A 13963-nucleotide genomic window follows, 5' to 3' on the forward strand; every position below is an offset into this window, starting at 1 on the left:
GAATTGCAGCTGGTCAATGGCGCACTGCAGTTCCTCAATGGCGATCCGGCCACCGGCTTTAGCTACGATGCCAACACCGGGATCATCAGCTGGACGGAAACCGCGCCAGGCGAAGGTGGCACCATCACCGTGACCGCCACGCAAACCGATTTAGCCGGCAACACCTCCGGCCCTGGTAGCGATACCGCCACCGTTGCCGATGAAACCGCGCCTACTGTCGCGATTACCGGTATAACGAACGATACAGGCATAGCTGGTGACTTTAATACCAATGACAACACTCTGATTTTCTTCGGTACTGTTGAAATGGAACCTGGAAATGTACTCGTCGTCAATATTGAAGGGACTGAATATACAGTTGGTAACGGTCTAGTTATTGATGCACAAGGCAACTGGAGTGTTGACTTGCAAGGTACTGTCCTGGCCGATGGAACCTATACCGTCACAGCCACAGTTACTGATGCTGCAGGCAATAGTGCTCAAGCTACTCAAGATGTGGTTGTTGAGAACAATGCTCCTGTTATTCAAAACCCAACTAACAGTACAGTATCAGAAGAAGGTCTAGCAGATGGTCTAATCGATAACACTGGGGACGACGACACCACTGATAACGTTCAGGCTACAGGCTCAGTCACTATCACCGATGCCGATGGCGATGCAGTCACTGTTGAACTAACGGGACCAGCCGGAATATACTCTGGTGGTGTAGAGCTGCAATGGTCATGGGATAACGGAACACTAACAGGTTACGTCGGTACGATTGGCGAAAGTGACTATGTTGCTGTTATGACAGTGGCACTTACATCACCTACCAATGCCAGCCCTGATGTGTGGAATTATACCGTTAATATTCTTGCGCCTATCGACCACCCAGATACGACCGAAGAAGATGATTTACCAATCACCATAGGTATCAACGTCGATGATGGTAATGGTGGCACGTCATCAAGTAGCTTTACTGTAACAGTTGAAGATGATGCACCTGAAGTAACAGATGCTGCGCCTGTAGTAGTGAGTGACGATAACATTCCTGACACACTGACAGGTGAGTTCTCGTTTACAGGATCAAACAGCAACCACAACTCCCTTGATTTTGACGGTTTTACCGTCACCGCACGTGGTTTTACCTCTGCAACAGACTCGACATTAGTTGCTGCGCAGGTAAATAGAAGTAGCAGCGGAATCGGGGTGAACAGTGTCGATTCGCCTTACCACAATATCTCTAACGAAGTGGATTTCCGCGAATTTGCAGATGGTTCATCAGCGTCAGAAGAAATCGTCATCACTCTAGACCCTGGCACCGTAGCTTATGGCATCAAGATGGAATTCTCTGCCATGTTTGGTGGCGAGTTAGAAGTGGGAGTAGTCGACTTCTACCGTGATGGTCAATTGATAGCTAGCCAAACCTTTAGCTCCGATGCATCAGACGGCGACTATGCAGCCTTATTTGAAGTATTAGAAGGCGGCTTTGATCAATTAGTTATTAGAGCAACAGATAATGGTCTTAATGACGATGATGACAATAGTGATTTCACCATCACCTCTATCGAGTTCCTCGGGGTAACCGATCAAGCTATTGGCTATGCTTCTGGTAATGTCGATGTAGAGTGGGGCGCAGACGGATTTGGCTCACTAGCATTTGCAGGTAGTGATGAAAATGCCTTAACCACTGCAAGCGGTGAGGCGATTATTATCACCCAAACAGATAATACCTTGTTGGGTCAAACCGCCGGTGGTGACTTAATCTTTAAAGTAGAATTTACCCCTGCAACAGGCCAATGGGAGTTCTTCCAGTACCAAGCAATGTCAGCCCCATCTGATGGCGCTATTGACTTTAATGTGGTTGCTACTGATGGTGATGGCGATAATAGCCTTGGCCACTTCTCTGTAACACCAAAAGTGGATGCTATGCCTGTTACCACTGACGGAACAGCAGATGGCATTGAAGATACAGCATTGATACTTCAATGGAGTGACTTTAATGTCACTGACAGCGATACAGCCAAAGCAGACATGTCAATTAAGGCTGTCAACTTACCACTGGCAGCAAATGGTACGTTGCAGTATTACAATGGCTCAACATGGCAATCAGTTACGGTAGGCATGCTACTAACATCAGTGATGTTTGATGATGGTCATGTGCGCTTTATGCCTGCAGAAGACCAAGCTGACGGCACGCTAGGTGGTCTTGGCAATCGCGGCGATGCACTAGCAAGCTTTGATTATGTAGCAACAGATGGTACTTCAGACAGCAACCAGTCTTCAATGACCATCAATATTGATGCTCGAGCCGATAGCCCACTCCTCAATGCATCAGCTGGCGATCTAGTATGGATTGATAAAGCACCTATTGATACGACCGTACCTGGCAATGTTCAAGCTGGAGACACAGTATTTGGTGTCAATGTCGACAATGTGCATTCTGGACGCGCAGTATCTGTAAGTGGCTCAACAGACAACAACTTTATCTCCAATAGTGATGTCAATGATACCTCTGTGCTAGAAGCTGGCAGCGGCGATGATATATTAATTGGCGGCAACTTAGCAGATAACTTACTTGGCGGCGCTGGCAATGATATTTTTGTTGGTGGCGGTCAGAATGACTCAATATATGGTGGTGCGGGTACCGATACCGCGTTCTACACAGGTAACTTTGCCGACTACACCATTACCAATCATTACGACCATGCTGTGACGCCATACCTGCTTATTAACGATAGCCGTAATATTGATGCAAGCTCGGTCAATACAGCTGATTTAGAAGCCGGAGACCATTTGTATGAAGTTGAACGTCTGGTATTTGCTGATGGTATTTATCAAGTCAATCCAGATGGTTCAGTTACGCAAGTGCAAACCAAAGAGATAGCATTAGATATTTCCGCGGACTTAGCTGATACCGATGGTAGTGAATCACTCTCTGATATCACAATCACTGATATTCCTGCCGGTCTGGTACTTTCAGCCGGTAGCTATGATGTTGCAACCAACACCTGGACATTGACTCAAGCAGAGTTAGTCGGACTGAAACTGCAAGTGCCTGAAGACTACTCTGGTGCTCAAGAGTTTACCATGAACATCAGTGTTACCAGCACTGAAGGCAGCAATGGTAACGCCACGACTACAACTACGGGTGTCGGAATTTCGATTCGTGCCTACGAATATGAAGATGGCACCGATGGCGACAATGTCATTGATGGTGGAGATGGCAACGATTTAATTGTTGGCGACACCACAGGTATACAGATTGTTCAAGGTGAAAATTACAATATCGCCTTTATCGTCGATACCTCGGGCAGTATGGGCAGCAGCAACGTCAGTACAGCAAAAACTGAGCTGGCCACTGTGTTCAGCACCCTTAAAGCCAGTGTAGGTCAAGGCTCGTCAGGGATTGTAAATATTCTACTTGTCGACTTTGACACTGGAACAAAAGCTAATGTTGCCGTTAATCTTGCTGACAGTAACGCTCTGACCGTTCTCGGTAATATTCTGGATACCATGAGCAGTGGCGGCCGGACTAACTATGAATCAGCCTTTGAAACGGCAATCGATTGGTTTAACAATGGTTCAGCATCGACCAATGATGGAACTAACCTGACTTACTTCATTACAGATGGTAAGCCAAATAACCATACTATTGACAAAGATCTTGATGAAGTCATGGTATACAACGGACCAGGTCAAGGTAACAACGTCTATTTGAATGAGCTAATCGCTGGCTACCAACCAGGTCAGGAATTGAAGTACAACAATCGCACCATCGTAGATGAGTATGGCAATATCAATTATTGGTATCGCGATGATGGCGAGTGGGAAAGTTATCAAGTGGGTACACTACGCACTGATGTTAATGGTGATTACTTTGTGTCATATATTACCAGCGACTCAGGCTCTACTTCAGAAGCGCAAGCCGCGTTTACGGTATTGAGTAACTTATCTGAGGTAGAAGCGCTTGGACTAGGTTCGGGCATTGATCTTGATGATCTTAACCCTTATGACTCCGACGGTAATGCGCTGAGCAATATTAATGTCTCTGATTTAGCCGCTATCATCCTTGGTTCTGAACAACTTCTGGTTCAGGGTGATGATACGGTAGATGGTGGTGACGGTAATGACATTATCTTTGGTGACTTAGTCGAGTTCTCTGCCGACAATGTTGACGGTCAGGGTTATGCAGCGCTACAAAAATATGTGGCATTGCAGCTATCCGTAACGCCAGAGTCTCTATCTGTTAAAGATGTCCATGACTATGTCCTTGCTAACCCGGATGAGTTTGATATATCGCGTACCGATGATGGTGGCGATACATTATCGGGTGGCGACGGTAGCGATATGCTATTTGGTCAAGGTGGTAGCGATACACTTATTGGTGGTGACGGAGCTGATACCATAATTGGTGGATTAGGCGACGATACTCTAACAGGTGGTGAATTAGGCGTAGCCGATACCGATGTTGATACCTTTATTTGGCATGAAGGAGACACGGGTGAAGATCGCATTACTGACTTTGATTTAAGCAACGATAAGCTAGATTTAAGCGACCTGCTCCAAGGCGAGAATACCGGCAACCTTGCGGATTATCTCAGCTTTGAAACGGTCGGGAATACCACCACAATTAAGATCGACGCTAACAACGATGGCAGTATTGACCAGGAAATTGTATTGGATGGTGTGAACTTAGAAACCGCTTATGGCAATAGTGACGCAGCTATTATTAATGGCTTATTGGGCAATAACGGTGATGGTCCATTAATAGTTGATGGTGTTGCCACAAATAACGCTCAACAAGCATTTTCTGCAACTGAGAACAATCCATCAAGTAATGATAATGACGATAACATCCAGCATATGATTCCGTAGAAAATATGCTATTTGAACAATGGCCTGTAGCAATACAGGCCATTTTGATTAATAATTCAGTTACAAATATATAATAAAATCTTAAGGATAAGTTTTTAAGATGACCGCGTCAGCGTCTCAAAAAACTGAACAATGGACAATTTCGGCATCACAACGTGTGAATGTTGACCCCTTGTTAGACAGTCTAGTGCTTTTGACTGAATATTTCGGCAGCCCCTGTTCGAGTGAATCTCTTGCAGCGGGTTTACCGTTGTCCGGCACCGTCCTTTCGCCAGACTTAGTTCCACAAGCTGCCGGCCGCGCCGGACTTACAGCCAAACTAACCCGTAAAGGGTTAGACCAAATATCAGGGATTTTTTTACCTTGCATTTTACTGCTTAAAGATCAAAAAGCCTGCTTATTACGTGAATTGGATATCGACAATGACCGGGCTGTGGTACAAATGCCAGAAACCGGTGGCGAAGAAATTCTGTCACTCGAAGAGTTAGAAGCCCTGTATGTCGGTTACCTGTTTTTAGTTAAACAGCAATACCGTGGCGATATGGGTTTTGATTTACATCAGCACGATACTCAGAGCCACTGGCTGCTACAAACGTTAAAAGATTCAGCCCCCATATACCGCGATGCACTCATCGCCTCGGTACTCGTCAACTTGTTTGCACTGGTATCGCCGCTGTTCATTATGAATGTGTACGACAAAGTGGTACCCAACCTAGCCTTCGAATCACTTTGGGTGTTAGCTATCGGTGCTGGCATCGCTTACATATTCGACTTAATCATGAGACAGCTTAGGGCATACCTCATCGATGTGGCTGGCAAAAAAGTTGATATCATTGTTTCATCCCGATTGTTCGCCAAAGCCATTGGTATCCCACTAGCAAAACGCTCCCCTAGCGTTGGCGGCATGGCTCGGCAACTTGGCGAATTTGATAGTATTCGTGAAATTCTTACCTCTGCCACTATCACTACCTTAGTCGATTTGCCGTTTGCGGCATTTTTCATGTTAGTAATCTATGTTGTTGCCGGTGATTTAGCGCTTATACCTTTAGTGGGCAGTATCATCATTATCGCCTACACCTTAGCCGTGCAGCCTCGACTCAAAGCAGCAATAGAAGAAAGTAACAAATACGCCAGTTTAAAACATGGTCACTTAATTGAATCACTGGCATCACTTGAATCAATCAAATCGAGTGGCGCAGAAGGATTAGTGCAAAAAAGTTGGCAACACATGATCGGCCACACCGCAAACTGGCAGCTCAAGTCTAAAAAGCTATCAACTTCCGTCAACAACATTGCCAATTTTACCGTACAACTATCTGTTGTCTGTGTCGTAATTTTAGGGGTTTATCGGGTAGCGGATAATGAAATATCTATGGGTGGCATCATTGCTGCGGTTATTTTATCGAGCCGAGCTATTTCACCTATGGCGCAACTTGCCGGGTTAATGACCCGCGGTAATCATACTGCCAGCGCCTTAAGGCAGCTTGATCAAATCATGACTGAAGAGGATGAATTCGAAAACAAAGGTCACTTGGTCAGCAAGCAACGTTTAAAAGGTCAGTTGAACGCCGATCATATCGGCTTTAATTACCCAGGCACAGAAAAGCCGGTTTTACATCCGCTGAGTATTAAGATTGAACCCGGCGAGCGTGTTGCCATTATTGGTCGTAACGGTTCGGGAAAAAGTACCTTAGCCAAGCTCTTGGTCGGCTTATTCCAACCGACTAAAGGCAGTTTACGTTATGACGGCTTAGATTCAGCGCAAATACATCCAACCGATCTTAGGCGCAATTTCGGCTATCTCCCGCAGGATATCACCCTATTTCACGGCTCTATTCGAGATAACATTTTATTTGGGACGCGACAGGTCACTGAGCACCAACTTATCCGCGCCGTACAACTGTCTGGTGTTTATCAATTTACCGATATAGAAACCGAAGGATTAGATACTCAAGTTGGCGAAGGTGGCCAGTCATTGTCACGTGGTCAACGACAGACTGTTGCACTAGCTAGGGCGACATTAAACGATCCGCCAGTATTGCTGATGGATGAGCCTACAGCCAGTTTAGATGCCCGCGCAGAAAAGCAATTCATTCATGCAATGAAAAATGTCAGCAAAGACCGAACGCTACTGCTGATCACCCATAAAATGCACCTGCTTAACTTGGTTGATCGCATTATCGTACTTGATCGTGGCCATTTGGTCGCTGATGGTCCTAAAGCTGAGGTACTCGACAAACTCTCCAAAGGATTAATTTCTGGAGGAAAAAGTCATGAGTAAGCATCTCACTACCCACGATTTAGATATGGTTGATGATATCTATGGTGCGATGATGACTGACGCCCCAACCAGTCATAGGCTGATTATATGGGCGCTATTTGCTATGGCTATTTGCTTTACAATTTGGGCCTATTTAGCTGAGCTTGACCAAGTCACCACAGGTATGGGCAAAGTTATCCCCTCGTCTCAAGTGCAAGTCATTCAAAGCCTAGATGGTGGCATCATGCAAGAATTGTATGTGCAAGAAGGCATGTTAGTCACTAAAGGGCAGCCTCTAGTGCGCATTGATGATACCCGCTTCCGTTCTGATTTTGCGCAACAAGAGCAAGAAGTAGATAGCTTGCGGGCAAACGTGATTCGCCTGCGTGCAGAACTCAATAGCATCACCATTTCTGACATGGCGGCTGACTGGCGGCAGCAGGTCAAGATAGCCAAAATACCACTGCAATTCCCCAGCGCCTTGATTCAAGATCAACCGGATCTCACCCGCCGTCAATCTGAAGAATACGCTGGCAGACTGGATAACCTCAGTAACCAATTAGAGATTTTAGCTAGACAAATTCAGCAACGTCAGCAGGAAACTCAAGAATTAGCGTCTAAAATAAGTACTTTGACCACCAGTTTTCAACTTGTGTCACGTGAACTTGAACTTACCCGCCCGTTGGCGGAAAAGGGTATCGTGCCGGAAGTTGAATTGCTCAAACTAGAAAGAACCGTAAACGATATAAGAGGAGAACTTGCCACACTGCGTCTACTAAGACCGAAAGTTAAAGCATCTCAAGATGAAGCGATATTAAAACGTAGAGAAGCTGTATTTGTATTTGCAGCAGAAGCACGTACGCAACTTAATGACATGCAAACTAAACTGTCTCGAATGAGCGAAGCTCAGGTAGGCGCACAAGATAAGGTTAGCAAAGCTGAAATAGTGTCGCCTGTTAACGGCACAATAAAAACTGTTCATATCAATACACTTGGCGGCGTTGTGCAACCAGGTGTCGATATTATTGAAATTGTGCCCTCAGAAGACCAGCTGCTAATTGAAACTAAAATCATACCTAAAGATATTGCTTTTTTACATCCTGGCTTACCCGCCGTGGTCAAGGTTACGGCCTATGACTTCACCCGATATGGGGGATTAGACGGCGTTGTGGAGCACATTAGTGCCGATACAACACAGGACGAAGAGGGAAACAGTTTCTATCTTGTAAGGGTTAGAACTGAATTATCAAGTTTGACGAAAGACGATGGAACCCAGATGCCAATTATACCGGGAATGTTAACTTCGGTAGATGTCATTACTGGGCAGAGATCTGTTCTGGAGTACATACTTAATCCAATTTTAAGAGCCAAAGATACGGCTCTTCGTGAGCGCTAAACTCACGGATCTAACCAGGGGGGTTAACCATGAACATGAAAACTGTTCAACAACTAAAAGGAAGTGCTATTGCGCTGGCGATAAGCGCGCTGATGATACCAACAACCGCATCCAGTCAAACACTGGAGCAAGCTGTTGCCCATACACTCGACACCAATCCTGAAATTCGTATTGCTTTTAATCGATTTAAAGCACGTGAAGAACAGGTCAACCAAGCCATTGCGGGTTATATGCCTACCGTTGATATTTCAGCAGGTTATGGTTGGGAGCAAACCAATAGTCCATCCACTCGCCGTAAAGCCAATCAAGGTGATGTCGACGAGGATGGTGTAATTGAGCTTGAAAGAGGCGAAGCCGGTTTTAGTATCAAACAGATGCTATTTGACGGTTTTTATACTGCCAGTGAAGTTGATCGATATAGCTTCGAAGCCAGTGCTGAGCAGTGGGCACTGTTTGCTGCGGCTGAAGATATGGCGCTCGATGTTGCTAAGGTCTACGTCAACTACATTCGTACCGAACAGGTGTTAAAGCTTGCCGAGAAAAACCTTAATAGCCATAAAGAGATTTATGATCAAATCAAGCAACGCACTGACTCAGGTCTAGGTTCTATTGCCGACTTGTCGCAAATTACCGGCCGTTTAGCCCGTGCAAACGCCAACCTCATTTCAGCAAAAAATAACTTTTTTGATGCCAAGGCGCAATTTGTTCGCATTGTTGAACAACAGCCAGAAGCACTCATTGTGCCTGTGCCTGATGATGAAATGCTACCGGTCGATCTCGATAGCAGCGTCACCCTAGCGCAGGACAATCACCCCATTTTGAAGTCTGCTTCTAGTGATATTATGGCGGCGCAAAATGAGCGTTCTTCAGCGCAATCTAACTACTATCCAACAGTAACCTTAGAGCTGGACGGTAATTGGAACAATAACCTCGACGGCGAAGATGGCTACTCACAGTTTGCATCACAGAATGTTGGCGGTCATAGCAATGACCTCGTCGCGATGGTGCGACTCAAGTACAACTTGTTTGCCGGTGGTAAAGACTTAGCCAGAGAGAAAGAAGCGGCTTATAAGGTCGGAGAAGCTAAAGAGATCCGTCAACGGGCCCATCGCCAAGTTGTTGAAGGTGTTAACTTAGCTTGGAACGCCTATGAGTTATTGGCTCCACAAAAGGCCTTTATTCGTGATCATGTGGTTGCAGCAAAAGACACCCAAGTTGCATATAGCCAACAATTTAATTTAGGCCAACGCACTTTGCTTGATTTACTTGATACCGAAAACGAACTCTTTGAAGCACGCAAGGACTACCTAGAAACCGAGTACGATGAGATTATTGCAGAGTACCGAATCTTGAACGCTACCGGGCGTTTACTTGAATCATTACGTGTCACCGCGCCTGATGTTTGGGCTGGCGAGCGTAATTATGAAGGAGGAGTGCCACAATGAAGACGTTAACCACCTTACTCATAGGTATGACCATCATCAGCGGTTGCTCAATGCGAGACGTGGTCACGATGGACCAATCAACCTCTCAAGTACATGACCTTAATGATAACGATCGTGACGGTGTCATTGTGGCTCGAGAGCGCTGTAACGATACAGTCATGGGTGCCACCATTGATAATTATGGCTGCGGTAAAGTTGCCCCCATCAACGAGCGTCATGAGCTGAAAATCTTGTTCGCGAATGACTCGTATTTTATTGATGACCAATATTACGACCAAGTTGAGCAAATTGCGGTATTTATGCGTCAATACCCCAATACTAAGGTGACCATTGAAGGTCATTGTAGTAAAACGGGGTCATATGATCATAACCTAGCCTTATCTCAAAATAGGGCCAACGCGGTGATTGCAGCGCTGTCAGAGCGATTTGATATCGCATCAGATAGACTCACCGCTATTGGATATAGCTATGATCGACCAGTTGATCCTACCCATACCCCCATGGCACACAAGCGTAATCGCCGCGTGATTGCCGAGGTGACCGGTACGGATACAAGTGCAGATATGAAATGGCATATTTATACCGTTGATGAAGAAGTGAAATAATGAAAATAGTCGGAGAACATGAAAACTAGATTGCGCCTATATAGTCAGTCAAAGAAAGTTTGCCAGCTGAGCTTAGTGGCACTGACTTTAGGCATATCATGTCTTTATGCTTCTCCGACACAAGAACTTGATGCCAGTCATATCATAACAACGTTAGAGTCTCGTTATGGTGAACGCGCGGGTAAACGTGTTAATGCCTGGTTCAACGTTTTAGAAGAAGCAAAAACACTGAGCGAAATCGATAAGGTCACTAAAGTGAATAACTTTTTTAACCTTTTTCGCTTTGTGGATGACATCAAACTCTGGGGAGAAGCCAACTATTGGGCTACTCCTATGGAGTTTATTGGCGTCAATGGCGGTGATTGTGAAGACTTCTCCATTGCAAAATACTTCACTTTGCTGCAACTGGGTCTACCTGAAGATAAGTTACGCATCACTATGGTTAAGGCCACCAGTGTTAATCAATACCATATGGTATTGGCGTACTACGAAACTCCTGGGGCCATCCCTTTAGTTTTAGACAATTTAGATAGAAAAATTAAGCCGGCAACACAGCGCACTGATCTCATTCCAGTGTACAGTTTCAACGGTCGACAGTTATGGCTTAACAAAGAAAAAGGACGAGGTGTTCTAGCGGGCTCTTCAAAGCGGCTCGCTAAATGGAACGAACTCAAAGACAGATTAGGCGTAGAGCGCTTGCGTATGCCTATATTAAGATTGGAGTAGTTAGGAAATGACACTGTTTCGACAGATATACTCGTTGTTGTTTGGTTTGTTCTTAGTGGTTGTTGCGAGCTTAGGTTACGTGCAATTTACCGAGACCCAAAACTTCCTTACTAAGCAAATGGAATCTGATTTAAATAACACCAGCCATAGCTTAGGCATTATGCTCGTCCCTGACTTAGAAGCCGGAGATATTGTTGGCGCTGAGACACTGATTAATGTCATTTTTGAAGGTGGCTATTATCAGCAAGTTAAGCTGACCTGGTTAGTCGATGGCAAACAGCAAGTTTGGCAAAATCCAATAGAAATCGACGGCGTACCGCAATGGTTTATTGATTTAGGCTTTTTCAAAACCATTAAAAAAGAAAGCGTGATTACCTCTGGCTGGATCCAGTTAGCCCGCCTTGAAATTACAGCGCACCCTGGTTTTGGCTACCATGAGCTATGGCGTACCATGAGCAACGCGATTATGGTGTTCGCTATTTTGTTTTTACTTGCCATTGTACTCGCCCGAGTTGGGTTATCGTGGATACTTAAACCCCTACATGATATCGCTGAACACGCAAAGGATATTGCGCAACGCAAATTTGGCCCTGAACTCGATATCCCAAAAACCTCTGAATTAAAATCTGTGGTGACCGCCTTTAATAGCATGTCACAACAGCTTAAGCAGGTCTTTAGTTCACTAGATGAAGAAGTCACCGAGCTGCGTAAGAAAAACTTGGTAGACCAAGTGTCTGGATTGCCGAACCGCCAATACATGATGGGCCAAATAAACAGCTGGTTAAGCGAGCCTTCAAACGGTGCTTTGCTACTGGCTAAGTTTGATTGGCTGGAAGAAGTGCACAGTAAGTATGGCTACCAAGTGCGTGATGAGACCATTCGCTTACTGTCTGAGAAAATGACCCAACACTTAGATGGCGTCGCACCCTCTATCATTGCCCGAATTGCGGCCTATGAGTTTGCTTTCCTGCTACCCAGTGCAGAGCATGAACAGACCAGCAAATATCTACAGAGTCTTATTCGCACCGTAAATCAAGAGATGTCGAAAGCTGGCTGCAAGCCAAATGAGAATTTTGCCATTGGTCTGGCAGAGCGTTTAGGACAAATGACCGTATCTGACATTTTGGCACAAACCGATAATGCCCAACAAAAAGCTATCCAAGAAAACAAAGTATTCCATTGGTTTGAGACCAATGAAAAACAACTGTTTACCCGCGAGCAATGGCGCGAGCATTTGGGTAAGGCCATCTCGACCAAAAAATTCCAATTCAAATGGCAACCGGTACAATTTAATGGCAACAGAGGCGTGGTTCAGCGTGAACTCTATTGCCAGGTAACGATTGGCGATAAAGTTATCCATGCCGGCCAGTTTATGCCCTATGTTGAATTGCTGTCATTAGGCTCAATGTTAGATAGAAGTTTAATTGAAACCGTAAATGAAAAGCACCTGTTAGACCGTAATTATGAGCCCATCGCCATTAATTTGACCTTCCAAAGTCTAAGTGACCTGAGCTTCCATGACTGGTTGAAACAGTTCTTGCGCACTACGCCATTGGCTGAGCGAATGTGCTTTGACATACCCGAAGCCGGTATCTATAGCGACCCTGAAGCCTGTGAGGCCTTGTGTGCCATTATCCGTGACAGCGGCGCCCACTTTGGTATCGATCATTTCGGTCGCCAATTTGGCTCAATGGCATACCTGCAGTCACTTAGGCCGACATACGTCAAGCTGGATCAATCTTTCGCGTATTATGACGAAAGCCAACACAGCAGTGAGCTATGCCGAGCACTTGTGAACGTTGCCAGAGGACTCGACATCCAAATCATCGTCACTGGTATCCAAGAAGAGCAGCAGCTTAAACGATTTGAGCCATTAAAAACCGATGCTTATATGGGCTTTATCACCCCACCAGAGAAAATCGAGTTATAGCAATAAGCTAGGCATCGCGTGAGCAGTCATCGTGATGCCGAGCCAACAAGGCAGCAAGCAAGATAGTCGCTAAGGACGACTTGAGCACTTATACCAATCAGTATAAGAATTTGATCGACTCAGCGCGATTGTTGGCAAACGAGTTCAAAGCGAATAGCTGATGCAGTGTTAACGAGCTGAACCGTAGAACCACTATGCTCTTCACTCGTTGCAAGCCGCATGGATGCGGTGAATGTCATTAATGCACGACTATAAGGATATAGGAGGTAGAGTAACGCTGGAGCAGTTACCGAGGAGCATTTAATGACTTTGTCTCAGAACCGCGAAACTCTCGCTCGGTGACTCAATGTTTATACTGATTGGTATGATATTGAAACTCGGCATTATAGCTTGGATACAAAAAAGCCCTTCGAATTATCGAAGGGCTTTTTCATCACTATCTTTAAGAAGTGGTCGGTGATAGAGGATTCGAACCTCTGACCCTCTGGTCCCAAACCAGATGCGCTACCGGGCTGCGCTAATCACCGAACATAGGGGGAAAAGTGGGGTGACTGATGGGACTTGAACCCACGACAACCGGAATCACAATCCGGGGCTCTACCAACTGAGCTACAATCACCACTGTGTACTTTTCTTGCTAACAAGCTCTTTTCCAACTGGTGCACCCAGAAGGATTCGAACCCTCGGCCTCACCCTCCGGAGGGGTGCGCTCTATCCAGCTGAGCTATGGGTGCCTGCCTTGTT

Annotated in this window: 7 protein-coding genes and 3 tRNA genes; 7 read left to right on the forward strand and 3 right to left on the reverse strand. The window is 45.5% G+C overall.

Annotated features, from left to right (window positions below; all coding sequences use genetic code 11):
- The 7 genes from L865_RS23695 to L865_RS0112875 all read left to right on the forward strand — a co-directional run.
- Positions 1–4857: beta strand repeat-containing protein (locus tag L865_RS23695; protein WP_051484589.1), on the forward strand; the 4857-nt coding region annotated here is incomplete at its 5' end.
- Between the two features lie 100 nt (positions 4858–4957).
- Entirely contained in the window at positions 4958–7138 is a 2181-nt protein-coding gene (locus L865_RS0112850; RefSeq protein ID WP_028773625.1) for a type I secretion system permease/ATPase, read from the forward strand.
- Positions 7131–8513: an HlyD family type I secretion periplasmic adaptor subunit gene (locus tag L865_RS0112855; protein WP_028773626.1), complete on the forward strand. Its 1383-nt coding sequence runs from the start codon at positions 7131–7133 to the stop codon at positions 8511–8513. Before L865_RS0112850 ends, L865_RS0112855 begins: the two co-directional genes overlap by 8 nt.
- A gap of 29 nt (positions 8514–8542) precedes the next feature.
- Entirely contained in the window at positions 8543–9958 is a 1416-nt protein-coding gene (locus L865_RS0112860) for a TolC family outer membrane protein (protein WP_028773627.1), read from the forward strand.
- Positions 9955–10563 carry an OmpA family protein gene (locus L865_RS0112865; protein ID WP_028773628.1) on the forward strand — a complete coding sequence of 203 codons (609 nt, stop codon included), beginning with the start codon at positions 9955–9957 and terminating at the stop codon, positions 10561–10563. Before L865_RS0112860 ends, L865_RS0112865 begins: the two co-directional genes overlap by 4 nt.
- Positions 10564–10581: 18 nt before the next feature.
- On the forward strand, positions 10582–11289 hold the full coding sequence (locus tag L865_RS0112870; RefSeq protein WP_028773629.1) for a transglutaminase-like cysteine peptidase: 708 nt from the start codon (positions 10582–10584) through the stop codon (positions 11287–11289).
- 7 nt (positions 11290–11296) lie between these two features.
- Positions 11297–13219: a bifunctional diguanylate cyclase/phosphodiesterase gene (locus L865_RS0112875; protein ID WP_028773630.1), complete on the forward strand. Its 1923-nt coding sequence runs from the start codon at positions 11297–11299 to the stop codon at positions 13217–13219.
- Positions 13220–13669: 450 nt separating this feature from the next.
- On the opposite strand, the gene L865_RS0112880 is transcribed toward L865_RS0112875, so the two are convergent.
- The 3 genes from L865_RS0112880 to L865_RS0112890 all read right to left on the reverse strand — a co-directional run bounded on the left by L865_RS0112880 (position 13670) and on the right by L865_RS0112890 (position 13953).
- Positions 13670–13746: transfer RNA gene (locus L865_RS0112880), tRNA-Pro, on the reverse strand.
- Positions 13747–13762: 16 nt separating this feature from the next.
- Positions 13763–13838, reverse strand: a tRNA-His gene (locus L865_RS0112885).
- Between the two features lie 38 nt (positions 13839–13876).
- Positions 13877–13953: transfer RNA gene (locus tag L865_RS0112890), tRNA-Arg, on the reverse strand.
- Positions 13954–13963: the final 10 nt, after the last annotated feature.

Source organism: Shewanella waksmanii ATCC BAA-643, assembly GCF_000518805.1.
Taxonomy (GTDB): domain Bacteria; phylum Pseudomonadota; class Gammaproteobacteria; order Enterobacterales; family Shewanellaceae; genus Shewanella; species Shewanella waksmanii.